This window comes from Arthrobacter sp. AG258 (assembly GCF_004364695.1).
In the GTDB taxonomy this organism is placed as follows: Bacteria; Actinomycetota; Actinomycetes; order Actinomycetales; family Micrococcaceae; genus Arthrobacter.
Map to the genome: position 1 here is coordinate 268,228 of NZ_SOBI01000005.1, position 25,711 is coordinate 293,938.

The 25,711-nt window shown below is 68.2% G+C and carries 27 protein-coding genes and 1 riboswitch; of the genes, 12 read left to right on the forward strand and 15 right to left on the reverse strand.

The genetic code is table 11. The features are described 5' to 3' along the window. Window positions 1–402: a YccF domain-containing protein gene (locus tag DFO47_RS12735; RefSeq protein ID WP_018760819.1), complete on the reverse strand. Its 402-nt coding sequence runs from the start codon at window positions 400–402 to the stop codon at window positions 1–3. A gap of 71 nt (window positions 403–473) precedes the next feature. Continuing rightward, window positions 474–1,085, reverse strand: coding sequence for a phosphoribosylanthranilate isomerase (locus DFO47_RS12740; RefSeq protein ID WP_133831866.1), 612 nt, complete (start codon window positions 1,083–1,085; stop codon window positions 474–476). A 115-nt stretch (window positions 1,086–1,200) separates the two neighbouring features. On the opposite strand from DFO47_RS12740, the gene DFO47_RS12745 reads away from it, so the two are divergent. The 5 genes from DFO47_RS12745 (at window position 1,201) to DFO47_RS12765 (ending at window position 4,313) form a co-directional block, all read left to right on the forward strand. Further along, window positions 1,201–1,785 carry a HutD family protein gene (locus DFO47_RS12745; RefSeq protein WP_018760817.1) on the forward strand — a complete coding sequence of 195 codons (585 nt, stop codon included), beginning with the start codon at window positions 1,201–1,203 and terminating at the stop codon, window positions 1,783–1,785. A gap of 74 nt (window positions 1,786–1,859) precedes the next feature. Next, window positions 1,860–1,925, forward strand: a riboswitch (guanidine-III (ykkC-III) riboswitch). 10 nt (window positions 1,926–1,935) lie between these two features. Beyond that, on the forward strand, window positions 1,936–2,259 hold the full coding sequence (locus DFO47_RS12750; RefSeq protein ID WP_018760816.1) for an SMR family transporter: 324 nt from the start codon (window positions 1,936–1,938) through the stop codon (window positions 2,257–2,259). 2 nt (window positions 2,260–2,261) lie between these two features. Beyond that, window positions 2,262–2,621: a multidrug efflux SMR transporter gene (locus DFO47_RS12755; RefSeq protein ID WP_018760815.1), complete on the forward strand. Its 360-nt coding sequence runs from the start codon at window positions 2,262–2,264 to the stop codon at window positions 2,619–2,621. A gap of 9 nt (window positions 2,622–2,630) precedes the next feature. Then, window positions 2,631–3,257 (forward strand): nucleoside/nucleotide kinase family protein, encoded by a 627-nt coding sequence (locus DFO47_RS12760; RefSeq protein ID WP_133831867.1) that lies wholly within the window; start codon window positions 2,631–2,633, stop codon window positions 3,255–3,257. Window positions 3,258–3,299: 42 nt separating this feature from the next. After that, window positions 3,300–4,313, forward strand: coding sequence for an aldo/keto reductase (locus DFO47_RS12765; RefSeq protein WP_018760813.1), 1,014 nt, complete (start codon window positions 3,300–3,302; stop codon window positions 4,311–4,313). Between the two features lie 69 nt (window positions 4,314–4,382). Here the strand turns inward: DFO47_RS12765 and DFO47_RS12770 are convergent, their stop codons facing one another. Genes DFO47_RS12770 through betT form a run of 3 tightly spaced genes read right to left on the reverse strand, consistent with a single transcriptional unit; the run spans window position 4,383 to window position 9,627 of the window. Next, window positions 4,383–5,966 carry a GMC oxidoreductase gene (locus DFO47_RS12770; protein WP_133831868.1) on the reverse strand — a complete coding sequence of 528 codons (1,584 nt, stop codon included), beginning with the start codon at window positions 5,964–5,966 and terminating at the stop codon, window positions 4,383–4,385. Window positions 5,967–5,971: 5 nt separating this feature from the next. Next, window positions 5,972–7,468: an aldehyde dehydrogenase family protein gene (locus DFO47_RS12775; RefSeq protein WP_133831869.1), complete on the reverse strand. Its 1,497-nt coding sequence runs from the start codon at window positions 7,466–7,468 to the stop codon at window positions 5,972–5,974. Continuing rightward, window positions 7,465–9,627 carry a choline BCCT transporter BetT gene (gene betT / locus DFO47_RS12780; RefSeq protein ID WP_243835471.1) on the reverse strand — a complete coding sequence of 721 codons (2,163 nt, stop codon included), beginning with the start codon at window positions 9,625–9,627 and terminating at the stop codon, window positions 7,465–7,467. The genes DFO47_RS12775 and betT overlap by 4 nt, the downstream gene beginning before the upstream one ends. Window positions 9,628–9,915: 288 nt before the next feature. Between betT and DFO47_RS12785 the strand changes: the two genes are divergently transcribed. Next, window positions 9,916–10,218, forward strand: a complete 303-nt coding sequence (locus tag DFO47_RS12785) for an antibiotic biosynthesis monooxygenase (RefSeq protein WP_133831870.1) — start codon at window positions 9,916–9,918, stop codon at window positions 10,216–10,218. 20 nt (window positions 10,219–10,238) lie between these two features. Then, a complete protein-coding gene (locus DFO47_RS12790) occupies window positions 10,239–10,889 on the forward strand; it encodes an MBL fold metallo-hydrolase (RefSeq protein WP_133831871.1) in 651 nt (216 codons plus the stop codon). A gap of 89 nt (window positions 10,890–10,978) precedes the next feature. Here the strand turns inward: DFO47_RS12790 and DFO47_RS12795 are convergent, their stop codons facing one another. Next, window positions 10,979–12,874: a DEAD/DEAH box helicase gene (locus tag DFO47_RS12795; protein ID WP_133831872.1), complete on the reverse strand. Its 1,896-nt coding sequence runs from the start codon at window positions 12,872–12,874 to the stop codon at window positions 10,979–10,981. Window positions 12,875–13,190: 316 nt separating this feature from the next. On the opposite strand from DFO47_RS12795, the gene DFO47_RS12800 reads away from it, so the two are divergent. Further along, window positions 13,191–13,946, forward strand: coding sequence for a class I SAM-dependent methyltransferase (locus tag DFO47_RS12800; RefSeq protein ID WP_133831873.1), 756 nt, complete (start codon window positions 13,191–13,193; stop codon window positions 13,944–13,946). Here DFO47_RS12800 and DFO47_RS12805 read toward each other — a convergent pair. Then, window positions 13,943–15,349: an MFS transporter gene (locus DFO47_RS12805; RefSeq protein ID WP_208294399.1), complete on the reverse strand. Its 1,407-nt coding sequence runs from the start codon at window positions 15,347–15,349 to the stop codon at window positions 13,943–13,945. The genes DFO47_RS12800 and DFO47_RS12805 overlap by 4 nt on opposite strands. Beyond that, window positions 15,349–16,704, reverse strand: a complete 1,356-nt coding sequence (locus DFO47_RS12810) for an MFS transporter (protein ID WP_208294400.1) — start codon at window positions 16,702–16,704, stop codon at window positions 15,349–15,351. Before DFO47_RS12810 ends, DFO47_RS12805 begins: the two co-directional genes overlap by 1 nt. A 144-nt stretch (window positions 16,705–16,848) precedes the next feature. On the opposite strand from DFO47_RS12810, the gene trmB reads away from it, so the two are divergent. Beyond that, window positions 16,849–17,772, forward strand: coding sequence for a tRNA (guanosine(46)-N7)-methyltransferase TrmB (trmB, locus tag DFO47_RS12815; RefSeq protein ID WP_109045562.1), 924 nt, complete (start codon window positions 16,849–16,851; stop codon window positions 17,770–17,772). A 45-nt stretch (window positions 17,773–17,817) separates the two neighbouring features. On the opposite strand, the gene DFO47_RS12820 is transcribed toward trmB, so the two are convergent. Continuing rightward, complete coding sequence (locus DFO47_RS12820) at window positions 17,818–18,264, reverse strand: hypothetical protein (protein ID WP_133831874.1); 447 nt, start codon at window positions 18,262–18,264, stop codon at window positions 17,818–17,820. Between the two features lie 4 nt (window positions 18,265–18,268). After that, a complete protein-coding gene (locus DFO47_RS12825) occupies window positions 18,269–19,849 on the reverse strand; it encodes a hypothetical protein (RefSeq protein ID WP_133831875.1) in 1,581 nt (526 codons plus the stop codon). 253 nt (window positions 19,850–20,102) lie between these two features. On the opposite strand from DFO47_RS12825, the gene DFO47_RS12830 reads away from it, so the two are divergent. Together DFO47_RS12830 and DFO47_RS12835 are read left to right on the forward strand one after the other, a co-directional pair. Next, window positions 20,103–20,921, forward strand: coding sequence for a DUF1206 domain-containing protein (locus DFO47_RS12830; RefSeq protein WP_018760800.1), 819 nt, complete (start codon window positions 20,103–20,105; stop codon window positions 20,919–20,921). Window positions 20,922–20,950: 29 nt separating this feature from the next. Beyond that, the gene (locus tag DFO47_RS12835; protein ID WP_133831876.1) at window positions 20,951–21,454 is read left to right on the forward strand and encodes an SRPBCC family protein; all 504 of its coding nucleotides are present in this window, start codon (window positions 20,951–20,953) and stop codon (window positions 21,452–21,454) included. Here DFO47_RS12835 and DFO47_RS12840 read toward each other — a convergent pair. Together DFO47_RS12840 and DFO47_RS12845 are read right to left on the reverse strand one after the other, a co-directional pair. Then, the gene (locus DFO47_RS12840) at window positions 21,441–22,097 is read right to left on the reverse strand and encodes a zf-HC2 domain-containing protein (protein WP_018760798.1); all 657 of its coding nucleotides are present in this window, start codon (window positions 22,095–22,097) and stop codon (window positions 21,441–21,443) included. The two genes, DFO47_RS12835 and DFO47_RS12840, sit on opposite strands and share 14 nt — an antisense overlap. Beyond that, entirely contained in the window at window positions 22,094–22,594 is a 501-nt protein-coding gene (locus DFO47_RS12845) for a sigma-70 family RNA polymerase sigma factor (RefSeq protein ID WP_133831877.1), read from the reverse strand. The genes DFO47_RS12840 and DFO47_RS12845 overlap by 4 nt, the downstream gene beginning before the upstream one ends. Window positions 22,595–22,785: 191 nt before the next feature. Between DFO47_RS12845 and DFO47_RS12850 the strand changes: the two genes are divergently transcribed. Beyond that, the gene (locus DFO47_RS12850) at window positions 22,786–23,334 is read left to right on the forward strand and encodes a hypothetical protein (RefSeq protein WP_133831878.1); all 549 of its coding nucleotides are present in this window, start codon (window positions 22,786–22,788) and stop codon (window positions 23,332–23,334) included. Window positions 23,335–23,357: 23 nt separating this feature from the next. On the opposite strand, the gene DFO47_RS12855 is transcribed toward DFO47_RS12850, so the two are convergent. From DFO47_RS12855 to DFO47_RS21120, 3 genes are all read right to left on the reverse strand, one after another. After that, window positions 23,358–24,116: a hypothetical protein gene (locus tag DFO47_RS12855; protein WP_133831879.1), complete on the reverse strand. Its 759-nt coding sequence runs from the start codon at window positions 24,114–24,116 to the stop codon at window positions 23,358–23,360. Continuing rightward, on the reverse strand, window positions 24,109–24,687 hold the full coding sequence (locus DFO47_RS12860; protein ID WP_133831880.1) for an RNA polymerase sigma factor: 579 nt from the start codon (window positions 24,685–24,687) through the stop codon (window positions 24,109–24,111). The genes DFO47_RS12855 and DFO47_RS12860 overlap by 8 nt, the downstream gene beginning before the upstream one ends. Window positions 24,688–24,854: 167 nt before the next feature. Continuing rightward, window positions 24,855–25,556, reverse strand: a complete 702-nt coding sequence (locus DFO47_RS21120; RefSeq protein WP_166651714.1) for a protein tyrosine phosphatase — start codon at window positions 25,554–25,556, stop codon at window positions 24,855–24,857. Between the last annotated feature and the right edge of the window lie 155 nt (window positions 25,557–25,711).

Consider the following 25,711-nt stretch of genomic DNA (forward strand, 5'->3'; position numbering starts at 1 on the left):
TCAGCGGTAGTTGCTGGCAAACGGCCTGCTCGACGGCACGATCTGCTTGCCCAGCGGCATCAGGGACACCGGGATCAGCTTGAGGTTGGCGATGGCCAGCGGGATGCCCACGATGGTCACCGCCATGGCGAACGCCGTGAGCACATGGCCGATGGCGATCCAGATGCCGGCAACGAGCAGCCAGATCACGTTGCCCAGCAGCGAGAAGACACCGTTGCCGCCGGGCCGGTCAACCACCATCCGGCCGAAGGGCCAGAGCGTGTAGGCAGCGATCCGGAAGGACGCGATGCCCCAGGGGATGGTGACGATCAGCAGGCAGCAGACCACGCCCGCGAGGAAATAGCCCAGGGCAAGCCAGAAGCCGCCAAAAACCAGCCAGATAACGTTCAGAAGTGTCTTCATGCACCCATTCTGCCCCCGGACCTCTGGCAAAAAGGTAGGGGACTCCCCTGATCTTGCCCTGAGCCGGGCGACTACACGGCGGCGGTTGCCTTGGCGGCCTGCACGAAGGCGCGGATCTTCGCCAGGTCCTTCACGCCGCGGGTCGCTTCGACGCCCGAGGAGACGTCCACGCCCCAGGCCTGGGCAGCGGCCGAGGCCTGGCCAACGTTGGCCGCGTCCAGGCCGCCGGCAAGCAGCCAGTCCCGGCCCTGCAGCACCGGCAACGCCGCCACGGAGGCGTAGTCCCAGGACTCGCCGGAGCCCGGCGCCGCCGCATCGATCAGGAGCAGGTCCTCGCCCCAGTCTTCGAATTCATCGTCGGAGGCACCCATGGTGATGGCCCGGACCAGCTTCATGCCGGCATTATGCACCGTTGCCACGTCCGCCCGGGAACGGTTCCCGTGCAGCTGGATCCATTCAAGGCCCGCCGCCCGGGCAATGGCGACGGCGTCCACCACGGGTTCGTCGCGGAACACGCCCATCGGGCGAACTCCAGCGGGCACCTCCGACAAGAGGGAGGCGGCCTGGGAGGGCGAGACCACCCGGGGGCTGGCGGTGAGCACGAAACCTACGGCGTCGGCCCCTGCTTCCACCGCCGCGCGGACCGATTCGGGCGTACTGAGACCACACACTTTGACGAACATTCCCGGCTCCTTCAGGCTGTTTTCGTGATGACCCCCCGGAGGAGATTAGCAGGACGGGACGCAACCTGCGACGCCGGACCCTGAACCTGCCGGGCTTGGGAACTAGGCTGGGCGGATGCAGATCATCCGCTTCGCAGGGCTCAAGGCCGAACCATGGCGCAACGGGGGCGGGGTGACGAGGGAAATCGCGCGCCAGGGCTCGTCCGACGGCGGCTGGGATTGGCGGGTGAGCATCGCGGACGTCACCAAGGCAGGTGACTTCTCCGCGTTCCCCGGCATGGAACGGGTCCTGACCGTGATCGAGGGTGAACTGCTGCTGCTCACGGTGGACGGAGCAGAGCAGCCGTTGGAGAAATACCGTCCCTTCCGGTTCGACGGCGGCGCGGCCACAACAGGGTCACTGCCCACCGGAGACATCCGCGACCTGAACGTCATCACCCGCGCCGCGGCATACAAGGGGTACACCTCCATCATCGAGCTGTCCAAGAAGCGGGCGCATCCGGTGTTCGATGGCCAACTGGCGGTGCTGCTGCAGGGTCAGGCTGTGGTGAGTGAAGGCGGCAGCGGGCAGGCGGACACCAACCCGGTGGAACTGGGCCGTTACGACGCCGTGGCCGGTTCGGACGACAACAGCCCGGAGATCCTGGGCCGGGGCTTCCTGGCAGTGGTGTCGGTCGACCCGCTGGAGCCCGCCGGGTAAAGCCCCCTCCCCCCGCATGGTGAGGTTGGGCACCATCGCTGGCCCCCCGGCGTCGTGCGTTGCTACGCTGGAATCCAAGGCTCCGCACCAGAGCCTCCGGACGACGGTTCAGTACCCGGCACGCGACAAGACTGGCCAAAGGATCTGGTCATGTCGTGGATAATCCTTCTTCTTTCCGGCGCCCTCGAGGCCGTCTGGGCAGCCGCCCTGCACCGGTCCGCCCAGGTTTCCGGCCGCCGCCGCATCGCGCCCGCGGCCGTGTTCCTGCTGGCCGTCGCGGCGAGCACCGGCGGCCTCGCCATCGCCATGCAGTCCATCCCCACCGGAACGGCCTACGCCGTCTGGGTAGGGGTCGGCGTGGTCCTGACCTCCGCCTACGCCATGGCCACCAGGGTTGAACGCCCGACGGCGGCCCGGCTGGCGCTGCTCACCGGCATCGCCGCGTGCGTGGTCGGCCTGAAGGTGGTGGCGTAACCGTGAAACGCTCAGTTCCCTGGCTGGTCCTTCTGGCCTCCGCGGTCCTGGAAGCTGTCTGGGCCACCGCCCTGGGCTTGTCCGAGGGCTTCAGCAAGCCCCTCCCCACCGTCGTTTTCGCCGTCACGGCGGCCCTGAGCATGTTGGGCCTGGGCATGGCCATCCGGAGCATTCCACTTGGCACGGCCTACGCGGTCTGGGTGGGCATCGGTGCTTCACTGACGGTCGGCTGGGCGATGATCACGGGCGTGGAGCCCTTCAGCGTCCTGAAGCTCCTGTTCATTGCCGGCATCGTGGGTTGTGCCGCCGGCCTGAAGGCGCTTCCCGCGAAGGACCAGGCAGCCGCGCGCAGCAGTGACTAGGCTCTTGCCATGGACTCCCCCGAGATCGTGCAGGCAGTCGATGCGCTCCGGCGCAGGCTGGCCCCGGAGACGCGCACCATCCTGGGCATCGCCGGCGCGCCGGGATCCGGGAAGTCCACGTTTGCCGCGTGGCTGCAGGAGCAGTTCAGCCCCGGCACGGCGGTGGTGGTCCCGATGGACGGCTTCCACCTGGGCAACGCGATCATCGAGGGGACGCCGCTGCGGGAGCGCAAAGGCGCCATTGATACGTTCGACGGCGGGGGCTACCTTTCGCTGCTGCGCCGGTTGGCGCGCCGGGACGAGGCCGTAGTGTACGCACCGGAGTTCCGCCGCACCCTGGACGAGCCGGTGGCTGCCTCGATTGCGGTGCCCGCGGACGTCCCGCTGGTCATCACCGAGGGCAACTACCTGCTGGCCGGGCAGGAGCCGTGGAAGGAGGTGCGGGCGCAGCTGGACGAAGTATGGTTCCTCGAAACTCCGCCCGCACTCCGCCTGCAGCGGCTGGTGGACCGGCACGTGTCATTCGGCATGGACCGTGCGGCCGCCCTGGCCTGGGCCACCGGACCCGATGAAGCAAACGCTCGGCTGATCCAGGTCGACCGGCAGGCGGCCGACCGGATCATCCCCTGGCTGTAAACGACCACCACTCCACACTGCAGGAACCGAACAGGAGCACCCATGGCACACACCCCCACTGACCACGGCCACCCGGTCCAGCTCGGCGACGGCCTGGCCGTCAGCCCCCTGGGCTTCGGCGGCATGGCCCTCACCCCGGTCTACGGCGACGTTGACCCCGCTGAGGCGCTCCGGACGCTGCACCACGCCGTCGATGCCGGTGTCAGCTTCATCGACACCGCGGACATTTACGGCGGAGGCAGCAACGAGGAGCTGATCTCCCAGCTCCTCAAGGAGCGGCGGGCCGAGATCCAGCTGGCCACCAAGTTCGCGCTGGTGGGCACCCCCGCGGACGGCTACACGGACATCCGGGGCGACGCGGAATACGTACGCCAGGCTGTGGACCGCAGCCTGCAGCGGCTGGGCACCGACGTCATCGACCTTTACTACATGCACCGCCGCGACGTCAGGGTCCCCATCGAGGAAACCGTGGGCGCCATGGCGGAGCTGGTGCAGCAGGGCAAGGTCAAGCACTTGGGCCTGTCCGAGGTGACGGCGCAGGAACTCCGGGACGCCTCCGCCGTCCACCCGATCTCCGCAGTCCAGAGCGAGTGGTCCATCTGGAGCCGGGATGTGGAACGCAACGTGGTTCCTGCCGCAGCAGAGCTGGGTGTGGGCTTTGTCCCCTACTCCCCGCTGGGCCGCGGCTTCCTCACCGGCACCGTGGATACGTCAAGCCTGGGCGAGAAGGATTTCCGCCGGAATATCCCGCGCTTCGCCCCCGATGCCGCAAGCGCCAACCAGGCAGTGGTGGACACCGTCCGGTCCGTCGCGGAACAGCTGAACGCCACGCCGGCGCAGGTTGCCTTGGCGTGGCTCTTCGCCCAAGGCAAGCAGCTTGGCCTGCCCGTCGTCCCCATCCCCGGGACCCGGAAGGCGGCCCGGATCGACGAGAACCTTGGCGCCCTGGGCCTGGACCTTACCCCGGCCCACCTGGCCGTCCTTGCCGCGGCGTCGGACGCCGTCGTCGGGTCCCGGTCCGCGAACCCCACCTGGGTGTCCGAAGGGCGCGAATAGCCGGCCGGCCGGATACGGCAAAGGGCGGCTCCCCCGGAGGGAGCCGCCCTTTTGGCCAGGCCGTGTGGATCAGGCGGTGCGTGCCGCGCGGACCAACTCCGCGCAGCGTTCGCCGATCATCATCGTGGTGATGTTCGGGTTCACGGTGGTCAGCTCGGGCATCACGGACGCATCGGCCACCCGGAGGCCGGTGACGCCCTTGACCCGCAACTGGGGATCCAACGGCGACATGTCGTCGTCGGCCGCTCCCATCCGCACCGTCCCCGCGGGGTGGTACACGGTGTTGTGGGTCTTGCGGATGTAGTCGGCGATCTCCTCGTCGGTCTGGATGGCGTCGCCCGGATACAGCTCGGTGCCCACCCAGTCAGCGAGTGCAGGCTGCGCGGCCATCTCGCGGGCCTTGCGGATTCCCGCGGTCATGACGCGCATGTCGTGGCCGTCCGGATCGGTGAAGTAGCGCGGATCCACCTTGGGCTTGTCCCGGAAGTCCTTGCTGCGCAACTTCACCGTCCCGCGGGAGCGGGCGTGGGTGACGTTGGGGGTCAGGCAGAAGCCGTTCTCCGTGGTGGGGAAGCCCTGGCGCAGGGTGTGCATGTCGAACGGAACCGACCCGTAGTGGAACATCAGGTCCGGCCGGTCCAGGCCCTCTTCGGTGGTGGTGAAGATACCGGCCTCCCACCACTGGGTGGACGTCTTGGTCATGGGCTGCTTGGCCTCCCACTGGATGACGCCCTCGGGGTGGTCCTGCAGGTGCTCGCCCACGCCGGGGGAATCAACGCGAACGGGGATGCCGAACTCTTCCAGTTGCGCGGCCGGGCCGATCCCGGACAGCAGAAGCAGCTTGGGCGAATCGATGGCGCCGGTGGAGACGATCACTTCGGACCTTGCGGTGAGCTGGTGTGTTTTGGCGAAGGCGTTGTCCACCACGGCCACGCCGGTGCAGCGGTTGGTCCCGTCAAACGTCAGTTCCTTGGCGCGCAGCCCGGTCAGCAGGGTGAAGTTCTTCCGGTCCATGATCGGGTGGATGTAGGACACCGAGCTGGAGGACCGGGTGCCGTCGGCGCGGCGGTTGATCTGGAAGAAGCCCGCGCCGTTGACCACGGTGTCGCCGGTGTTGAAGTGTGCCTTGGGGATGCCCGCCTGTTCGCAGGCTTCCAGCATGGCGCGGCCGGTGGGGTCCGTGGCCGGAACGTTCATGAGGTGGACGGGGCCGCTGTCGCCGTGGTGCGGCGCGTCCGGGCCGGCGTCCTCGTTGGTTTCCAGCTGCTTGTACAGCCGGTAGGCCGTCTCGGAGTTCCAGCCGGCGGCGCCGAACTTCTTCTCCCACTCGTCAATGTCTTCCCGGGGCGCCCAGAACGCAATGCAGGAGTTGTGGCTGGAACACCCGCCCATCACCTTGGCACGGGCATGCCGCATGAAGGAGTTGCCGTTCTCCTGCTCCTCGATGGGGTAGTCCCAGTCGTAGCCGGATTCCAGCAGCTCCATCCAGCGGTCCAGCTGCAGGATCTCGGGAATGTTGCGGTCATCCGGCCCGGCTTCCACCAGGGCAACGTCCACCGACGGGTCCTCGCTCAGGCGGGATGCCACGGCGGCGCCGGCGGAACCGCCGCCGATCACGATGTAGTCGAACTCAGTCTTTGCTTCGCTTGCCATGTGTCCTACTTCCCCTCTGCAGCGGCGGCATGGTCGCTGAACCAGCCGGTGACCTGCGGATCGATGTTCTGGTAAACGTGCTTGGCTTCCTGGTATTCGGCCAGGCCGGTGGGGCCCAGTTCGCGGCCCACGCCCGACTGGCCGAAGCCGCCCCACTCCGCCTGCGGCAGGTAGGGGTGGAAATCGTTGATCCAGATGGTTCCGTGGCGCAGCGCCCGGGCAACCCGCTGGGCCTTCCCGGCATCCTGGGACCAGACGGCACCGGCCAGGCCGTAGTGGGTGTCGTTGCCGATCTTGATGGCCTCCGCCTCGGTGTTGAAGGTTTCCACCGTGACCACCGGCCCGAACGCCTCGTCAACCACCACGGACATGCCGCTCTTGACCTGGTCCAGGACGGTGGGCAGGTAGTAGAAGCCCTTCTCGAGCTCCCCGCCGCCCCAGGCGCCGCCGCACCGCAGGCGGGCGCCTTCGGCGATGCCCTTCTCCACGTAGGCGGTGACCTTGTCCCGGTGCGCGGCAGAGATCAGCGGGCCGGTCTCGGCGTCGGGATCGAACGGACCACCCAGCCGGATCTTTTCGGCCCGGCGGACCAGTTCGGTTACGAACTTCTCCGCAATGGACTCCTCAACCACCAGGCGTGCACCGGCGGAGCAGACCTGCCCGGAGTGCACGAACGCGGCGTTGAGCGCGTTGTCCAGGGCGGCGTCGAAGTCGGCGTCCGCGAAGATGATGTTCGGGTTCTTGCCGCCCAGTTCCAGCGCCACTTTCTTGACGGTGGCAGCTGCCGAGGCCGCGATGGCTTTCCCGGTCTCCAGGCCGCCGGTGAAGGAGACCAGGTCAACCTCAGGGTGGCCGGAGAGGACGGGCCCCACGATCTTGCCGTCGCCCAGGACAAGGTTCGCGACGCCGGCGGGCAGGCCCAGTTCCTGCAGGACTTCCATCATCAGGATGGAGGTGTGCGGCGTCAGTTCGCTGGGTTTGAGGACGAAGCTGCAGCCGGCGGCGAGGGCAGGTGCAATTTTCCAGGCGGCCTGGAGCAGCGGGTAGTTCCACGGCGCGATCAGCGAGCACACGCCCACGGGCTCGTATTCGATCCGGCTGACCACGGTGCGGCTGCCCGCGTCCACCACCCGTCCGGAGTCCTGGCCGGCCAGCTTGCCGAAGTACTCAAAGCAGTTGGCGATGTCGTCCATGTCGATTTCGCTTTCCACCAGTCGCTTGCCGGTGTCCAGCGTCTCGGCGCGGGCGAAGTCATCCTTCCGTTCCCGCAGCCTGGCGGCGACCCCCAGCAGGAACGAGCCCCGCTCCAGTGCCGAGGTGCCTGCCCATTCCCCGGCGTCGAACGCCGTCCTGGCCGCGTGCACGGCGCGCTCGGCGTCCCCTGCTGTTGCTTCCGCAACGGTCCCGACCAGCTGCCCGTCCGCGGGGCAGTGGATGTCCCGGGTGCCGCCGTCGGACGCTGCAACCCAACTGCCGCCGATGAAAAGCGTTGACGTGCTCACTTAGTTTCCTCCTGCATGTCGAAGTCGGATTCCCAATTGTCTTTTGCCACCTGGTCCTCCACGAGGAGGGTGATTCCGGGCGCTGCACGGTTCAGGTGCAGGAATTCGAGGTGCTGTTCGTAGTGGTCCAGGACATCCGTGATGACCTGTTCCCTGGTGTAGCCCATGAGGTCGTAGCCGTGGCTTCCCTCCTGTGCGAACACTTCCATCCGGTAGTAGTGGTCATCCGGATCCGCCCGGCGGGTGGCGTAGCTGGGGGTCTCGTACCGGACCGGGTAGATCTGGTACTTGAACGCCCGTTCCTCCCCCATGGCCAGCTGCAGGTCGATGCTCGGAATCCCGCAGGCCTCCACCGTGGTGATGGCCAGGGTTGTTTCGGCGCCCTGCTCGCGCAGCTCCGCTTCCACTTCCTCCAGCGCCGGAATGGCCACGGTTTCGGCGAACCGGATGGTCTGCTTGCGGCCGGGATAGTTCATGGCCCGGACCAGCCGCTGCCGCCAGGTGCGGCCGGAGCGTTGGTCCGCGGCGCGGCCGGTAATGATGCCGGGAAGGCTGGCACGGTAGCTGTCGTTGAGCGAGTTCTCCACGCGGAGGGCCTTGTACAGGCCCAGCATGATCAGCACCAGCAGCAGGGACAGCGGCAGCCCCATGACGATCGTGGCGTTCTGCAGCGTGGTCACGCCGCCAACGGTCAGCATGGCCAGGGTCAGCAAGCCGGTGGCCACGGCCCAGAACACGCGCATCCACTCGGGACCGTCCGAGTCCGCGTCCTTCAGGTGCGAGGTGAAGTTGGACATGACCAGCGCGCCGGAATCGGCGGAGGTCACATAGAACAGCAGGCCCGTGAACGTGGCCACGGCGGCGGTAACCGGGACGGCCGGAAACTGCTCCAGCAGGCTGTAGAAGCCGCCCTCCGGGTGGATCATGGCCGCCTCGCCGAACGCTGCGTTGCCGTTCATGATCAGGTCGAGGCTGGAGTTTCCGAAGATGGAGATCCACAGCACGATGAAGATGAACGGAACGGTCATGGTGCCCAGGACGAACTGCCTGATGGTGCGGCCACGGGAGATCCGGGCCAGGAACAAGCCAACGAACGGGGCCCAGGCGATCCACCACGCCCAAAAGAACAGGGTCCAGGCGTTCATCCAGTCGGTGGGACGGTCATAGGCGAAGGTATCCAAAGTCATGCCCGGGAACCGGCTCATGACGTCGCCGACGTTCTGGACGATCCCGTCCAACAGGAAGCTGGTCTTCCCGGTTACCAGCACGAACAGCATCAGCGCCACCGCCAGGACGACGTTCAGTTCCGAGAGCCGGCGGATGCCCTTTTCGACGCCGGACACCACGGAGACCGTTGCCATCACCACGGACAGCACGATCAGCCCGATCTGCACGGCCAGGTTCTCCGGAATGCCGAACATGAAGTTCAGCCCGTAGTTCAACTGGACGACGCCGATGCCCAGGGATGTGGCGATGCCGAAGATGGTGCCGAGCAGGGCGGCGATATCCACCGCGTGCCCCATGGGCCCCTCGATCTTCTTGCCGAAGATGGGGTAGAGCGCGGAGCGGATGCTCAGCGGCAGGTTGTGGCGGTAGGAGAAGTAGCCCAGGGCGAGCCCCATCAGGGCGTACAGGGCCCAGCCGGTGATGCCGTAGTGGAACAGGGTCCACACCAGCGCCTGGCGGGCGGCTTCCGGAGTACCACCGCCGCCCTGCGGCGGGGCAAGGTACTGGCTGACGGGTTCGGACACGGAAAAGAACATCAGGTCGATGCCGATGCCTGCCGCGAACAGCATGGCCGCCCAGGTGAACATCCCGAACTGTGGCTTGGAGTGGTCCGGCCCGAGCTTGGTCTTGCCCACCCGGGACAGCGCGGCGACCAGGACGAAGATGACCACGGCGGTGACGATCAGGAAGTAGTACCAGCCCATGTTGGTGGACACCCAGCCCACCATGGACCCGATGACGGCGTCGGCGTTGTCCTTGGCAAGAATCGCCCAGAGCGCGATGCCCACCACGCCGATGGCGGAGCCGAGGAAGACAGTTTTGTTGACCCGGGTCCTGGCCTCCGGGCTGCCTGTTCCGGCCACCGCCGGCGGCTTCTGTTCCGATGTTTCACGCCCCGCGGTGCCCACGGGGGGTGCTGCTTTTTGGCTCATTGGATCCCATTTCAGTTTTGAGGCTGCGGTCCGGACGCCGGTTCCACGTGCTTGGTACTGACTGGGGAAAAGCACTCAGCCGGCGTCGCAAAGAGTCTGGCTTGACTTCCGACGCTAACAACCGGAACTGCAGAAGGCCCACTTTTATGAATCTCCTCACGGCGGATGCAGCCGCAGGTCACACCGGGATTTGGGTCCGGCAAGGGCGGGAAGAAAGCGGTCCGCAGCCGTGTTGCACGCAGTGGGTACCGGTCAGCCGGCCGTGCCACGCCCATGCCAAGGAGCCTCATGCCTGCCATCGTCCACTTCGAAGTCCGGATCGACCCCGCCCGCCGCAACGACGCCGCAAAGTACTTGTCCGAAACGCTCGCGGCCACCCGCGCGTGGCCTGGTAACCAGGGCATCGAGGCGCTGGTGGATGACGCGGACCCCTGCCACATCCTGGTCGTGGAAACCTGGGCCACCACGCAGGACCACGACGACTACGCCGCCTGGCGCACTACACCCGAAGGAAAAAACGCGCTGCACGAAATCCTGGCCGGCCCGCCGTCCAAGCAGGTCTACTCCACTGCCTTGCCGCTGGGCCTGTAGCCCGTCCCTAGACTGAAGCCATGGACTCACTTCTCTACGACCTGCCGGCCATCACCATCCGCAGCATCTCCGTCAGCGCAATGGACAACAACGTGTACCTGCTGACCGCCAAGGAAAGCGGCGCGCAGCTGCTCATTGACGCCGCTGACGACCTTCCGGCCATCCGGCAGTTGCTCGCGGACGGCGCCGCGGACACAGCCGCGGCTCCGCGGCTGGCCCTGATCGCCACCACGCACCAGCACTGGGACCACGTGCGGGCGCTGAAGGAACTGGTGGACGCCACCGGGGCCAGGACAGCGGCGGGAGCGGACGACGCCGATGCGTTGCCGGTTCCGGTGGACGTCCGGCTAAGCCACGGGGACGTCGGGAATTTCGACGGCTTCGACGTCACCGCCGTGCACCTGCGCGGCCACACGCCGGGCTCGATCGCCTTTGTGTACCAGGAGCCGGAAGGACCGGCGCACATCTTCTCAGGCGACTCGCTGTTCCCCGGCGGGGTGGGCAACACGGAGAAGGACCCGGAACGGTTCGCCCAGCTCCTGTCCGACGTCACGGAGCGGTTGTTCGACGCCTACCCGGACTCCGCCGTCGTGCACCCCGGCCACGGCAAGCCGACCACGCTCGGCGCCGAACGTCCGCACCTGGACGAATGGCGCGTCCGAGGCTGGTAAAACCAGGCGGCTATTTGGGTTAAAACACAGCGGCGGTTGAGCCTGTCGAAACCGACAAGCTCAACCACCGCTGTGGTCAAGGCGCGCTTCTAGCGTCCGCGGCGCTCGTTCGACGCCGGAGCCGACGCGCGGCGGGGGCCGCTGCGGGCGGGACGGCCCGAGCCGCCGTTGCCACCGCTGCCGGACCCGTAGGAGCCGCCTGAGGTTCCGCCGGTGTTGGAGGACCAGACGGCCTTGCTGCCGCCGGCGCCTGATGAACGCTGGCCGGAGGCACCTGCCGCTGCACGCTGGCCGGTTGCCGGGCGCCCGCTGCGCTGGCCCCCGCCGGACGCGGGGCGTCCGCCTGAGGCCGGGCGGCCGGAGCCGCCGCGCGGGGCATCGCTGCGGGTGATCCGGGAATCGCCCCGGCCCTCCGCTGCACGGCCGTCGGAACCGCGGCCGGCCGATGAGCGGCCACCTGCTGCGGGAACGTCGTTGCGGTGGGTTGAGGCGGTGCCGCGGCCGCGGGCATTGCGCCGGGCAGCCGCAGCTGCCACAGCGCGGTCCTCGTTCTGCTCTGCGTTGCGGTCAAAGGCGGCGCGGGCTTCGGTCCGGCCTTCGAAGGCTGCTGCGCGGCGCTCAGCACGGGGGGCGTCGCTGCGGGCGGCCTCGGCCGAAACCTTGCCACGTCCACCACGGCCACCACGGCCACCGGCACTCGGGGCAGCCTGGCGGCGTGCACGCTTGCGCTCGGCGTTGGCACCGGTGGAGGTTCCGGCACCCTGCTTGGGGGCCTTGGCCGCCAGCAGTGCGGCGCGGGTGCGGGGATCGACCTTTTCGGCGATATCGCCAACAAGCTCCGCCACGATCGGCGAGCTGGCGGTGACGCGTTCAAAGCTGACGTCCACGCCGGCGGCCTTCATGAGCTTCTTCACGTCGGACTGCTGCTCCGGCAGGGTCAGGGTGACCACGGTACCGTCGGAGCCGGCGCGCGCGGTGCGGCCGGAACGGTGCAGGTACGCCTTGTGCTCGGTGGGCGGATCCACGTGGATGACCAGTTCGACGTCATCGACGTGCACACCGCGGGCGGCAACGTCGGTGGCCACCAGGACGCGGACGTCGCCGTTGGAGAACTCGGCGAGGTTGCGGTCACGGGCATTCTGCGACAGGTTGCCGTGCAGGTCAACGGCGGGGATCCCGGCGTCGGTCAGGGTCTTGGCCAGCTTCCGGGCGTGGTGCTTGGTCCGCATGAACAGGACGCGGCGGCCGGCACCCGAAGCGAGCTCAACGATCAGCTGCTTCTTGACGGTCTGGTCGTTGACCACCAGCACGTGGTGCTCCATGGTGGTCACCGCGGCCTGCGGGTCGTCCACCGAGTGGGTGAGCGGGTTGGACAGGTAGCGCTGGACGATCTTGTCCACGCCGTTGTCCAGGGTGGCGGAGAAGAGCAGGCGCTGGCCCTGGCTGGGGGTCATGTCCATGAGCTTCTTGACCACGGGCAGGAAGCCGAGGTCGGCCATGTGGTCGGCCTCGTCCAGGACCGTGATCTCCACGCCTTCGAGGGTGAGGATGCGCTGGCGGATCAGGTCCTCCAGGCGGCCGGGGCAGGCGATGACGATGTCGACACCGGCGCGCAGCGCCTTCTCCTGCCGGGCCTGGGAGATGCCGCCGTAGATCACGGTGGTGTTCAAACCGGCGGCCTTGGCCAGCGGCTCGATGGTGGCGTTGATCTGGGTCGCCAGTTCACGGGTGGGTGCCAGGACCAGGCCCATGGGGCGGCCGGGCTTGCGGAAGTACTTGGCTTCCCGCTCAGCGAGTCTTGCTACAAGCGGGATAGCGAAAGCAATGGTTTTACCGGATCCGGTCCGGCCACGGCCAAGGACGTCACGGCCGGACAAGGTGTCCGGGAGGGTCTTCACCTGGATGGGGAACGGTTCAACGATTCCCTGCGCGGTGAGGGTGTCTGCAAGGGCCTTGGGAGTACCGAGGGCAGCAAAAGTAGTCATGTAGTTTTTTACGGTCTTTCTGGCGGTATCCGGGCGGATATCGGCCCCCGGTGCCGGTTGGCCCAGGGGTTTCGCCGAAGAAAAGTCAGGTGATCAACCGGGCGCTGCACATAGGGACAGCCGGCCGGGACCAAATGGAACGCGTTCATCGACGCAGGATGTGCCTCTCACATGAAGAAAGCCCACTCCCTGGAAGGAACTCCAGATCCGGAGCAGGCGGCATCACTGCACATCAAGTTCCTCCAGTCTAGCATCCCGAGGCCGGGCGGCCGTCCGCGGCGTTGCCAACGGGGACATGGCGGGGCAGTGTTGGAGCATGAGTGAACACCCGGGGCAGGGCCAGGACACGCACCAGGAGGAAGCGCACCGGCAGCACGCGCACGACGCCGGCGGGGCGCCGGAAGCGGGCAGCGGCGTCGACCCCGGGGCGGTTTGGGACGAGCGGTACCGGAGCAAAGCCCGGCTCTGGAGCGGAAAGCCGAACCCCCAACTGGTCCATGAGGCCGGCGGCCTGCGCCCCGGCAAGGCACTGGAACTCGGGTGCGGCGAGGGCGCCGACGCCATCTGGCTTGCCCGGCAAGGCTGGTCCGTCACCGCCGTCGATGTTTCCGCCGTGGCGCTGGAACGGGCCCACTCGCACGAACTGGCCGAGCTGGCACGCGAAAGCGTGAACACATCCAGCGGGGACATCCGCAGCCGGATCACGTGGCACCAAGCGGACCTCACGACGTGGCAGCCCGAGGGTTCCTACGACCTCGTGACCTCACAGTTCCTGCACTCCCGGGAACTCGACTGGCGGGTCCCGCTGCGCGCAGCCGCCGCTGCCGTCAAACCCGGCGGGACCCTGCTGGTGGTGGGCCACCACCCGGACCGGCTGCCGCCATGGGGCAACGACCACCACCAGCACCTGGACATGTTCTACACCGGAGACCAGCTGGTCCGTGAACTGGCCCTGGACGGCCCCGGCTGGCAGCTGGAAGTCCTCACCAGCCGGGCGCGCCCTGTCACCGGGCCGGACGGGCAGGAGGCGACCATTGCCGACGTCGTCCTGCGCGCCACCCGCCTTCCCTAGCCCGCCGGACCCTGCCTGCCGGTGACCCGCGGCGCCACCAGCACCGCGGCCAGCCCGAGGGCCGCGGTGAAGGCGAAGACGCCGGCAAAGGACTGGACCGCCGTGGTAAATGCCGCGAAGACTATCCCGGTGGCGGCGAGTGAAAGAGCCCCGCCCAGCGAGTCGGCGATTGACATGGCGGAGCTGTTGAAGCCCTCGTTGTCCTTGCTGGACAGTGCCAGTGTCATCACGCTCAGCCGGGGGTAGAGCAGGCCCATCCCGCCGCCGGCCAGCACCCACCCGGCGATGGCGACGGCGGCCGGCCAGTGCAGTCCCGCCGTGGCCAGGGCCAGGAGGATGGCAGCGAGCACCATCAACGAGCCCACCCGCACAGCCCTCCGGTGCTCCAGCCGCGGGCCCATGCGGCCCTGGACCGCCGCGGCACCGGCCCACGCCAGCGCCCCGCCGGTGAGGGTGACACCGGCCAAGGTGGGCGGGAAGCCGAACTGGTCGATCAGCAGGTAGGGAAGGTAGACCTCCGCCCCGAAGAAGGCCGCCGAGGCGAGGCCGCGGGACAGGATCACGCTGGGCAGTCCCCGCCGTGCCCTAAGGGTCCCGGCGGGCACCAGCGGCCGGACCGCTGCCAGAGCAAGGACGACGGCGGCAACGGCCAGGAGTGCCTTGGCGGGCGGGAAGGCGGGGATGCTGAGGCCGGCGGAGAGGTTGAGCCCCAGGACGGCAAGGGCTGCCAGCGCCGCCCAGCCGAGCCGGGCCGGAGCCCACGGCGGGAGGCTTCCTTCCGCTCCGCCGGCTGGTTCCGGCGGGTCCAGTCCGCGCAGGACCGGCACGATCATCGCGAGCGCCGGAATGACCAGCCCCACCACGCCCAGGAACACCCAGTGCCAGCTGAAGACCTGCGCCACCACACCGGCCGCGACGGGCCCCACGAGTGAGGGCACCACCCAGGCGGCCGAAAACGCCGCGAAAATCCGGGGATGCAGGGTGCCCGGGTAGAACCGCGCCACCAGGACGTAGAGGGCCACGGTGAGTGCGCCCCCGCCGAAGCCCTGGACCAGGCGGCCCGAGACCAGCATGGGCATGGAAACCGAGGTGCCCGCGACCAGCAGGCCGGCCACGAACAGCGCTACGGAGGCATACAGCGGCAGGGCGGGCCCGCGCCTGTCGGACCAGTTGCCGGCGCCCACCATGCCGATGACACCGGTGGCCAGGGGCCCTGCGAAGGCCAGCGCATAGAGGTTTCCGCCGTTCAGTTCCCTGCTGACCAGCGGCATGATGGTCGTCACGGCGAGGGATTCGAAGGCGGCCAGGAACACCAGGGCGCAGGTGCCCACTGTCACCCAGAAATACGGTGGCCGGAAGATTCCGGTGGCATGGTGGACGGCCGGAAGCGTGGGGTCCTGCATTACGTTTCCTCGCCCACATACCGGTTCCGGCCGGAGCGGTAGCCGAAGACGGCCGCGAGCAGGCCCACCACCGTGAACAGGACGCCGGCGGGAACGAAGGACCCGGTGGCCTGGTGGAGTTGACCCACCAGGAGCGTTCCGGTGGAACCCACCCCGTAGCCAACGCCCTGCATCATGCCCGACAGGTGCGCGGCGGTGTGCCCGTCCCGGGTCCGGAGCATGATCAGGGTCAGCGCACAGGCGGTCAGGCTTCCCTGGCCCAGGCCCAGCAGCCCCGCCCAGACCCAGACCAGATCCAGCGGGCCCACAATGCTCAACACGAACCCTCCCCCGGTCATCAACGCCACCACGGTATTGATGGCCCGCTGGTCGCGGAACCGCGCGGCCAACGCAGGGGCGAACAGGGACCCCAGCATCTGCAGCACGATGCACACGGCAACGATCAACCCAGCCGTGGCCCCGTCAACGCCTCTTTCCCGGAGGATGGGCGCCAGCCACGCAAAACCGCTGAAGGACATCATGGCCTGCAGCACCATGAAGATCGTCACCTGCCACGCCACCGGCGACCGCCACACGTTCACCCCGTCCCTGACCACCTGGTGCCGGACCGTCCCCTGCCGCACGGCAACAGGCAGGAACAGCAGGAGCACGACGGCGGCCGGCACCGCCCAGACCCACAGCGCCCTGGTCCACTCCCCCGTCGCCGTGTAGACCGGGTAGGTGAACCCGGCCCCCAGTGCCGCGGACGCGCAGATAGCCGTGGTGTACAGGCCGCCCATGAGGCCCAGCCGGTGCGGGAAGTCCCGCTTCACCAGGCCCGGCAGGAGCACGTTGCACAACGCGATCGCCGCACCGCACGCCGCCGTGCCGGCCAGGAGCGCAGGCAAATGCCCGGCCCCACCCATCCCAGCCCCGGCATCCACAGGCCGCAACAACAAGCCCGCCGTCAGCAAGGCCATGGCCCCCAACAGCACCCGCTCAGCACCAAACCGGCGCGCCAAAACCGGGGCCACCGGGGCAAAGACACCCAGCAACGTCACCGGAACCGTGGTTAACACCACCACGGACCAGCCAGGCAGCCCCGCCTGCGCGGTCACCTCGGGAAGGACGGCGGAGAGGCTGGAAAAGACGCTGCGGAGGTTCAGGCCGATCAGGACCAGGCATACACCCAGATAGGCAAGGGCACGGCGGCCGCCCACCCGGGTGGGCCCCGGCGCGGGAAGTTCGTCAACCTCCGCGTCCACCAAAGTACCCGGATCCACCAGGCTGCTGCCCGTCCTGGGACGTCTTTGGCTTTCTTCGGAGACAGCCCCTCGCCGTTGCTTCCTTGCGTCGGCATTCGTTGCGTCCGTCATCCGCCCATTCTTGCAGGAGCGCGCTGCGCCGGGAGTTATCCATCTGCGGCGGGGGCACCGCGGAGGCGGTTGCCGTCGAAGGCCGCCGGGCTGCCCGAATGATGCCCTGACCGCCGTTCTCTTCGCGGCGCTATTCTGGAAGGGATGAGCGAATCCCCTGAAAACCCCCAGCAGCCGCATGTCCCCAGGCCCGTCACGCCCGGAACCCAAGCCTCCTTCGGTACCTACGGCGGCCGGCCGGTCAGTTTCGTGCGCCGCGGCACCCGGTTGCAGGGCCGCCGCCAGGCCGCCTGGGCCGAGCACGCGGAGCGGTGGGCCGTGGACGTTCCCCGGCACGTGGCCAACACCTCGGTCCACCCCGACTACACCTTCGACGCAGCAGCCGAGTTTGGCCGCGAGGCCCCGCTGGTCGTCGAGATCGGGTCCGGACTGGGCGATGCCATCTGCCACGCGGCAGAACAGAACCCGGACACGAACTTCCTGGCCGTCGAGGTCTACACGCCCGGGCTCGCCAACACCATCATCAAGATCAACAGCCGCGGCCTGACCAACGTCCGGGTGGTGGAGGCCAACGCCCCGGAGGTTTTGGCCACCATGCTTCCCGCAGGCTCCGTCAGCGAACTGTGGGTCTTCTTCCCGGACCCGTGGCACAAGTCGCGGCACCACAAGCGCCGCCTCATCCAGCCAGAGTTCGCCGCCCTGGCGGCAAAGGCGTTGAAACCAGGCGGCCTGTTCCGGATCGCCACCGACTGGTCCAACTACGCCATCCACGTCCGGGACGTCATGGCCGGCTCGGCGGACTTCGAAAACCTGCACACCGGCGAGCGCCGCGGACCGGAAAGCCCGCTCACCCAAGTGTGGCAGTCCGGCGTCGAATCACTGGTGGGCGGTGCACCGGTCAGGGAGGGACGGGCGCCCGTAAGCACCGGGCACACCGGTCCCAATGAAGGCGTGGACGAAACCGGCGGCTGGGCGCCACGGTTCGAAGGCAGGATCCGGACCAGCTTCGAGGCGAAGGCCCACGAGGCCGGCCGGCTGATCTTCGATCTCTGCTACCGCCGCCGCTGACACGCCGAACGGCAAGGCCCTCCCGGCTGCTGCGGCGCGGGCGCGTTATCCCACGTTAATGGCGGCCACGATCTCCTTGAGCATGCCCAGCCGGGGCTCCGCCTCAGCGTTCAGGTACGGCCAGATAACCACCACGCCGATGAACCGGCCGCTCTCCCACACGCCGACCGTGGCTGCCACCTTGGCCGCCCCTTCGGCGTCGTCATAACCCACCACCACGCCATACGCGGACTTGCCGGGGAGGTTCAGCTCGCCCTCGGCCAGCAGGGTGCCGCCGCGCTCCTCACGGTAGAAGTCGGACATCAGGTGGGCCCAGCCGTTGGCCTGCGGCGCATCCTGGACGGAGGTGTCGTCCTTGATCACGGTGACCAGGACGCCGCCCAGCAGGCCGTACTGCTCGCTGTTGGGCCCGGCGGTGGAGTCGTCCAGGACCTGGGTGTGCTCGGGGAAGTCTGCGGTGAAGCCCAGCGGGGATTCGATGTGCACTGACATGGTTTCAGAGCCTCTCGAGCTTGGTGTCGTTGGGGACTTTATAGTACGTGGAGACGTTGGTGGTGGCCTGGTTCTCGGTCTTCACTTCCACCTCGCCGAGCTTCACGTCGAACCCCGCCTCATTGGTGGCGGTGACCACGGAGTTCACCTGGACGGTGGCGGAGCCGGCCTCGTACAACCTGGCGGCGTCCCGGGCAGCACCGGCCTCATTGCCGAGGGCAACGTTGCGAAGGTAGCTGTCGATGACGGGCCGGTTTTCCGGGGAGTAATCCACGTTGATCTTGACCGTTCCCTGGGTACCCGCGGTCACGGTCGAGTCGAACTTGGCGGCCTTCCCGTCCACGCCTTCGGTGACGCCCTGGGCCACGGTCCCGTCCATGGAGACGGACACCGAGTCGATGTTGTTGCCCTTGTCCATGTTGACCTGCAGGCCGCCCTTGCCGGAGGCCTCGAAGACACGGCCGTCCAGGTTGAGCTTGCCCTGTGCCGAGACCTCGCCGCTGGCCGTTGACGTTCCGTCCGTCAGGTTGCGCTCGTACGCGAGGTCGAGTTTCGCAGAGCCGGACGCCGGGCCGGATTCGCCCGAGGCCTCCAGCGAGAAGGTTCCCTTGGCCTTGTCCGTCTGGCCGGTGGAGCCGTTGTCGTGGGCGGCATCGTTGATGGTGTCCAGGATGTAGCCGGGTGGGTTTCCGGCCACGTCCTTGATGTCGCCGATGCTGTCCGGCGGCAGGTCCTTGTACATTTGCTCACGGGCCGCCATGGCTTCCTCCACGCTGGCGAACGTGTACTCACGGGATACTTCCCCGGTCAGGGTGGCTCCTGCCGTGCCGGTGGTGTCGTTCACGCCCAGGCCCATGTTTCCGTACACCTTCATGGTGGCGGAACCGTCGGCGTTCTCCACCACTTCCGTGCCCACTTCGGCGCCGCCGTGGACCCAGGCCACCCGGGCCTCGATGGAGGCCTTGCCCGTCTCCGAGTAGATCGGGATATCCGCCTTGGCAAGCTCCTGGAGGTGCTGCTTGGCCAACTGCTGGGCTGCGGCCGGGATGCCGCCGTCCATGCGCATCAGGTCCTCGGCGAAGGGCCCGTCGCTGCCTTCGCCTTCTATCAGGTATTTACGGTCTGCCGCTGACAGGCTGTCCCACCACTTGGCCTGCTCTTCCGGGCTGGCGTTGACCATGCGCTCCAGCCCGGCTTCGAGTTCCTGGCGGTGCTCGGCTGCCGCCCTGGCCGCCTCGGCCTTCTCCTTCAGCCACTCCCGGGCCTGGGCGGCCAGCGAGGTCAGCCGGTCCCAGGTGCTGGTCCCGGAACCGCCGGAACCCGCGGTGGAGGCTTTTTCCTGCTCGTCGGCCTGCCGCATCAGGACCTTTGAGTTCTCCCGCAGGCTGGCCACCACCTTGTCCAGGCTGGGCCGGTGGCTTCCGCTCCACTCCTGGCGGAAGCGCTCACCGTCCCGCCCCTTCCACGGAGCGGACTGGATCTGGCTGTGCAGGGTGCCGGCCCGGCTGCTCAAAAGAGACGCCGCCTGGTCCGCTGCCTTGGCCAGAGCCCGCAACTGGCTGACGTCAGCGCCGTAAAAAGTCATGGTTTCCCCCGGAAAGTGTGCAGTGCGTGTGAATCGCTGGTCCTTATGGTTGCACAGGTGGCCGGGCCCGGCGATGGGGATCCCTCCCCATCCCCGTACTCGGGAGCAACGGGTGGGCCATGCGGCGGCCGGCGGACGCTTGCGGGGCCGGCTGTTCCGGACCGGGCGGGCGTGGCACGATTGCCCTTGTAAGAAGGGCACGCACACCAGCGCACCACCGCGCTTGGCCAAAGGAACGACGATCAAAAAAGAATTGCAGCAGGCCGTTGACAAGGCCGAAGACGTCACGAATTCGCGTGTCCTGGAAATTCTTGCCCGGCTGGGTTTCGCGGTCAGCGGCATCCTGCACCTGCTGGTGGGGGCGATTGCCATCCGGCTCGCCGTGGGCGGTACCGGCAGCGCCGATTTCAGTGGGGCTGTGGCCGAGTTGGCCACCATGCCGGTTGGCCCCTTCCTGCTGTGGGGCAGCTTCGCCGCGTGCGCCGCCTTGTCGTTGTGGCAGACCAGCGATGCGATCTTCGACTTCAACCACCAGCCCACCAAGACCAAAGCGAAGAACAAGGCCAAAGCCGTCCTGCAGGCCATCGTCTACGCCGTGCTGGCCCTGACGTTGTGGCACTTCGTCACCGGCACCGGCTCCGGCGGCGACAACCGCAAGGCCACCAGCGACTTCACCGTTTCCATGATGGTGGCGCCCGGCGGTGTGGCGTTGCTGGTGCTGATCGGCGTGGCGGTGGCGGTCACGGGCGTGGTGTACGGCATCAGGGGACCCAAGAAGTCCTTCCAGAAACAGCTGCGGATGCCCGCTCCCGGCCCGGCCAGGACGGCGGTCACCGCGTTGGGTGTGACCGGCTACCTGGCGAAGGGAACGGTGCTGCTGCTCGCCGGCCTGCTGATCGTCGTGGCCACCGTGAAACAGCACCCGGAGGACTCCACGGGCCTCGATGGTGGCCTGCGCGCCCTCCGCGACCAGCCCCTGGGTCCGTACCTCCTCGCCGCGGTGGGGGCGGGACTGATTTGCTACGGCGCGTACATGGTAATGCGCGCCCGGATGGCAAAAATGAGCAAGTAAACGGCGGTGCGGGTGGCTAGGGTTGGGGCATGCCCCAGGTACGAGCCGAACGTTTCATCCGCACCGACCCGGATACTGCCTTTGCCTTCTCCCAAACCACCGGGACCTTCCGGCTGAAGTGGGATCCCTTCATTTCCGCCCAGGGGTTCCTGGACGGCGCCCGGGCTCCCGGAAAAGGCGTCCGGACCCGCACAAGGTCGCGGCTGGGCCTGTCCATGGTCAGCCAGTATGTCTCGTTCGCGCCGCCGCGCAGCGTCGGGATGACCATGGTGTCCGGTCCGTGGTTCTTCGATAATTTCGGGGGCGGCTGGCGCTTCACCGCGGACGACGGCGGCACACGGGCGGTCTGGAAGTACACCTTTTCCTGCCGGCCGGCCGTCCTCCGGGCAGCAATGGAGCGGATCGGCAGCCGGCTGCTCGGGTACGAGATCGAACGGCGGATCGAGGCTTTCGCCCGCGCCTGCGAGGACGAGGCGCTGGTGGCAGAGTTCCGGGCGATGAACGCCGGGCAGGGTGGGCCTACGGAACCGTAATCACCGCCACCGCGTGCTGGGCGCCGTCGCGCAGTTCCACACTGGAGATGCTGGCCAGCTGGATGGGCGTTGCCCCGGTGACCTTGACCTTCCCCGTGGGGGTGGCCGACCAGGCGCAGGCACGGTCCTCGCCGCCGGCGCGGTCGCGGACCCACAGCGAAAGCGTCCCGTCCGCGGGCAAGCTGCTGCCGCTCACTGCGAGCTCGGTCCCCCAGGCTTTGCGCGCCATGTCGATGTGGACCTGCAGCCCGTCCCCGGAAGCCACGGAGTAGGTGGCATCCGGCTGCGGCGGCCTGACCAGCAAGGGCCCCACCGCAAGGCCCACTGCCAGGCACGCGGCCGCAACGGCGCCCGCCAAAGCCACCCACCGCCGTCGTACATTCCGACGCCGGCGGGACAGTTCCTCGAAAAGGCGGGCGGGAACGTTGCTTCCGGCATCCTCGCGCCCACCGGGTACCGCGGTGAGCGCCAGGGCGTCAGGGACGGGAAGGGCGTCCAGGAGCACAGGCACCTTTTCCAGCGATGCCAGCTCCTTGCGGCAGGCAGCGCAGTCCTGGAGGTGGCTTTCGAAGACGGCGACATCCTGGGGATCGAGCCCGCCCAGGACGTAGGCGCCGAGCAGGTGGTGCGGGTTGGCGCTCACCGTTCCACCCCCATCTCGTCCAGGATGGTGCGCAGGGCCCGGAGCCCGTAGTACGCGCGGGACTTGACCGTGCCGCTGGGGATATTGAGCTGGGCGGCCGCCTCGTTGACCGTAAACCGGCGGTAGTGCAGGGCCACCAGGACCTCACGGTGTTCCTTGCTCAGCCTCACCAGCGCTTCCTCCATCAACACCCGGTTAAGCATGTCGTCGACGCGTCCCACCACCTCGACGGGATCTGCGAGGCCGCTTCCGAGGGCCTCAGCCGGCCGGCGTTGGCTCCGGCGATAGTTGTCGATCATGACGTTCCTGGCTGTGCGGTACAGGTAGCTGCGGAAGCTGCCGTTGATGTCCGGGGCGTGCTGCCAGACGCGGAGCACAGTTTCCTGGACCACGTCCTCCGCCAGCTGCGGATCCCGGATTGCGCTGAGCACGAAGCGGCGCAGGGCGCTGCCGTGTTCGCGGTAGATTGCCTCCACCACGCCGTCATCGAGCGGCATCCCACCCTCCCGTCACCTGGCTTGTCGCCGAAACACTGCGCTTCCGGCTGTTACGACGCCCGCGGGGCGGAAAAGGTTCAATCGCGCGCAGCGTGTGAACCATTCTTCACCCGAAGGCGTCGTAGGGGTTAGCGTCCGGTGATCCGACGCCGGGCCCTACCAAGGAAAGAATCCAGCCAAGGGAGCACACCATGAAGCACCATCTCGGGCCGGGCCTCGCCGTCCTGGCCCTCGCCGCAGCCCTCAGCGGCTGCGGCAGCAGCTCCGGCACCGCGCCGGTTGCCACCAGCCCGGCAACAGGCACCGCGGCTTCCGCGTCCTCCGCCTCCTCGCCTTCGTCCTCCGCATCGTCCTCGCCGGCCGGGGCCGCCGTCGAGCTTAAGACGGCGTCCTCCTCAGCCGCGGGCAGCATTGTGGTGGACGGAAAGGGAATGAGCCTCTACCTCTTCACGAAGGACACCAAGGATTCCGGTACCAGCGCGTGCACCGGCTCCTGCGCCGTCCAGTGGCCGCCGCTGACCACCACATCCGGGACGCCCACCGCGGAGGGGGTCACCGGCAAGCTGGGGACCATCACGGGCGCGGACGGAAAGATGCAAGTGACCTTGAACGGCATGCCCCTGTACTACTTCGCCAAGGACACCAAACCCGGAGACACCCTCGGCCAGGGCGTCGGCGGCGTGTGGTTCCTGTCCGATCCGTCAGGTGCCATGGCCAAGGCGGCGGGGCAGGCCTACTGATTGGCCTTCGACGGCAGGCCGGCTTACTTCAGGGGAACGTCTGTGGCCTTGCCGGGAAGCGGGACCCCGGTGGGGACGGGGACGGGGAGTTTCGGTGCCTGCTCCAGGCCCTTCCTGACGTCTCCGGGGACCTCCGTGGGCAGTGACGGCTCCGCCGGCACCCCGGCCGGCTTCGGGGCCGGGGACGCGGACGATCCGTGGCTGGGGGTGCTGCCCGGCCGCGAGGCAGCCGACGACGCCCCGCCGGCGGGTGCCGGAGCGGTTGCAGGTGCCGCCGGAACGGCCTCCGGGCTGGCGGCCGCGGGCCGGGTCGGCGCGGGGCCAGGCACCGGCACTTCCCCGCCCTTGGTGCCAGCGGGTGCGGCGGTGGAACCGGTCACGAAGGACGTGACTGCCTGGTTCAGCTGGCTGAACGAATCACGGAATCCCTGGTCGGAGGCGGCGGCGACCGCGCCGCCGGCCGCGAGGGACGCGGCAACGGAGAGCGTGGTGAGCGTAATACGGCGCTTGGCCCTGCGGCGGGCGGCCAGTTCATCTGCCGGTTTGGCCGCAGGAAGCGCCGCCGTTGCCGGGGCCACGGCGTGAAGCACGGTGGTGGCCGGGGCGGCGGTTGCCGCGCCGGCCATCAGGGCGGCGATTCCGGCTGAAGGCTCCGGGGTCCCGGCTGCCAGCGAACGCAGGTCGAGCAGGGCGTCACGGAGCTGGCCGTCGTCGTCGAGGCCTGCCTCCAGCAGGAGTTCGTCAACCACCCCGTCGTTGCGGGGTCCTGCGGTGTCACTCATGATTCGCCTGGTTTCTCTTGAGCGTTTGGGCCTTAAGGTTCTGCAGGGCGCGGCGCTGGAGCTGCTTGATGGCTCCGGCGCTCTTGCCCATGATGGCGGCCACCTGTTCGATGGACAGGTCAGCCACGACGCGAAGGGCCAGGACCTCCTGGTGTTCTTCGCTGAGTCCTTCCAGCATGGCGGCGGCTCCGCCGGTCAGTTCAACGGCGTGGTCCTCCGCGGACGGGGTTGTCCGGCCGTCGTGCTGGGGGTCGTACGGTGTCAGCTGGGGGCGCCGCTCCAGCCGGCGGTAGTGGTCCACCATGCGGGCGTGGGCGATGGAAAAGAGCAGCGACTTGGCGCCCTGCAGCCCGCCGGTGAGGTTGCCGATCCTGGGATAGAACGCCATGAAGACGTCCTGGGTGACGGCTTCGGGGTCATCAAGTCCGCGTGCTTTGAGGTAGCCCTGCACCGGCCCCGCAAAGGTTTTGTAGGCAGCAGCGAACAACGCGGCCGGATCCGTTCCGGCTGCGTTGTCGAATATGTCGGACTCTTCTTGGGCCAAAGTGTCTAGCACCAGCGGCTCCTCCATCCCGGGATCCGGTTCGCGGCTTTCCCGGTTTGCGGTATGGACTGCCAGTTTCCGTGGTCTTCCGGCTGCCTTGTTGCGGGTGGTTCAGGGATGCTGTCCCAGGCATGCGCACCCCGCCCGGGTGCCCGGACTGCGGCCGCAGCCGCAGTCCAGACTAGCCAACTGCCTTAGCGGACCGAAACTGAAGGGGCGTGGGCGGTGTTGCCACCCACTGCCGGAACGGCCGGAACGGCGGGCACGGTGGTGTTGCCTTCGGCGCCCGGAACGGCAGGGACAGCGGGCACGGCGGGCACGGACGGAACCGCGGGCTTTTCGGCCTCAACCGAGGCTGAACCCTTGGCTGCGGCAGCAGCCTTGGCGGCAACGTCGGCCTTGGCCACGACGTCAGCGCAGTAGCTCTTGATGTTCGCGTCACCCTTGGCGGCGATGGACAGCGAGGAGAACGCCGTCGAGGACGCGTTCAGTCCGCCATTGGCGAAGGCGGTGCAGAGGCCCAGGGCAGCCGGACCGGCAGCGTCTACAGCGGTCTTGGCGTCGGCGGAGGCGGTGGTGGTGGCGGAGACCTTTTCGTCTCCGGCCGCAGCGGTGCCGGTGGCCTTGGCGCCGGCGTCCGCGGAAGCGTCAGCGGTTTTCAGGGCGTCGGAAACGGCGGCGGTGGCGGTGGGCGCCGGGGTGGACTGGCCGTTGGCCGCGGCGTCGGCGCCGAGCTTGGGGGCCGGTGCGCCGAAGACTTCATGGGCCGTCTGCTGGGCCTGGGTGGGCAGGACGCCCGAGATGGCGGCGGCGCCGGTTCCGCCAACGGCCAGGGTTCCTGCAGCCAGGACTCCGGCGGCGACTTTGCTGGTGGCGAGCACGGTGAACACAGACATTTAACTTCTCCAAACCTAGACAACACGTCCGATTGGGCCCGGCGGGCGGACCCATCACTGACTACATCGCCGGGGAGGTGGCGGAGGTTACGGGTGTCTGCTTTTTTATTTCCGGTCTCCCCGGGTGGCCGCGCCGGGAACGGAGCGGCCACCCG

Excerpts from the sequence above, each read along its gene's own strand:
- DFO47_RS12735 (WP_018760819.1), bottom strand. The coding sequence starts at position 402 with ATGAAGACACTTCTGAACGTTATCTGGCTGGTTTTTGGCGGCTTCTGG.
- DFO47_RS12740 (WP_133831866.1), bottom strand. The coding sequence starts at position 1,085 with ATGTTCGTCAAAGTGTGTGGTCTCAGTACGCCCGAATCGGTCCGCGCG.
- DFO47_RS12745 (WP_018760817.1), top strand. The coding sequence starts at position 1,201 with ATGCAGATCATCCGCTTCGCAGGGCTCAAGGCCGAACCATGGCGCAAC.
- DFO47_RS12750 (WP_018760816.1), top strand. The coding sequence starts at position 1,936 with ATGTCGTGGATAATCCTTCTTCTTTCCGGCGCCCTCGAGGCCGTCTGG.
- DFO47_RS12760 (WP_133831867.1), top strand. The coding sequence starts at position 2,631 with ATGGACTCCCCCGAGATCGTGCAGGCAGTCGATGCGCTCCGGCGCAGG.
- DFO47_RS12765 (WP_018760813.1), top strand. The coding sequence starts at position 3,300 with ATGGCACACACCCCCACTGACCACGGCCACCCGGTCCAGCTCGGCGAC.
- DFO47_RS12770 (WP_133831868.1), bottom strand. The coding sequence starts at position 5,966 with ATGGCAAGCGAAGCAAAGACTGAGTTCGACTACATCGTGATCGGCGGC.
- betT (WP_243835471.1), bottom strand. The coding sequence starts at position 9,627 with ATGAGCCAAAAAGCAGCACCCCCCGTGGGCACCGCGGGGCGTGAAACA.
- DFO47_RS12785 (WP_133831870.1), top strand. The coding sequence starts at position 9,916 with ATGCCTGCCATCGTCCACTTCGAAGTCCGGATCGACCCCGCCCGCCGC.
- DFO47_RS12790 (WP_133831871.1), top strand. The coding sequence starts at position 10,239 with ATGGACTCACTTCTCTACGACCTGCCGGCCATCACCATCCGCAGCATC.
- DFO47_RS12795 (WP_133831872.1), bottom strand. The coding sequence starts at position 12,874 with ATGACTACTTTTGCTGCCCTCGGTACTCCCAAGGCCCTTGCAGACACC.
- DFO47_RS12800 (WP_133831873.1), top strand. The coding sequence starts at position 13,191 with ATGAGTGAACACCCGGGGCAGGGCCAGGACACGCACCAGGAGGAAGCG.
- DFO47_RS12805 (WP_208294399.1), bottom strand. The coding sequence starts at position 15,349 with ATGCAGGACCCCACGCTTCCGGCCGTCCACCATGCCACCGGAATCTTC.
- DFO47_RS12810 (WP_208294400.1), bottom strand. The coding sequence starts at position 16,704 with ATGACGGACGCAACGAATGCCGACGCAAGGAAGCAACGGCGAGGGGCT.
- trmB (WP_109045562.1), top strand. The coding sequence starts at position 16,849 with ATGAGCGAATCCCCTGAAAACCCCCAGCAGCCGCATGTCCCCAGGCCC.
- DFO47_RS12820 (WP_133831874.1), bottom strand. The coding sequence starts at position 18,264 with ATGTCAGTGCACATCGAATCCCCGCTGGGCTTCACCGCAGACTTCCCC.
- DFO47_RS12825 (WP_133831875.1), bottom strand. The coding sequence starts at position 19,849 with ATGACTTTTTACGGCGCTGACGTCAGCCAGTTGCGGGCTCTGGCCAAG.
- DFO47_RS12835 (WP_133831876.1), top strand. The coding sequence starts at position 20,951 with ATGCCCCAGGTACGAGCCGAACGTTTCATCCGCACCGACCCGGATACT.
- DFO47_RS12845 (WP_133831877.1), bottom strand. The coding sequence starts at position 22,594 with ATGCCGCTCGATGACGGCGTGGTGGAGGCAATCTACCGCGAACACGGC.
- DFO47_RS12850 (WP_133831878.1), top strand. The coding sequence starts at position 22,786 with ATGAAGCACCATCTCGGGCCGGGCCTCGCCGTCCTGGCCCTCGCCGCA.
- DFO47_RS12855 (WP_133831879.1), bottom strand. The coding sequence starts at position 24,116 with ATGAGTGACACCGCAGGACCCCGCAACGACGGGGTGGTTGACGAACTC.
- DFO47_RS12860 (WP_133831880.1), bottom strand. The coding sequence starts at position 24,687 with ATGGAGGAGCCGCTGGTGCTAGACACTTTGGCCCAAGAAGAGTCCGAC.
- DFO47_RS21120 (WP_166651714.1), bottom strand. The coding sequence starts at position 25,556 with ATGTCTGTGTTCACCGTGCTCGCCACCAGCAAAGTCGCCGCCGGAGTC.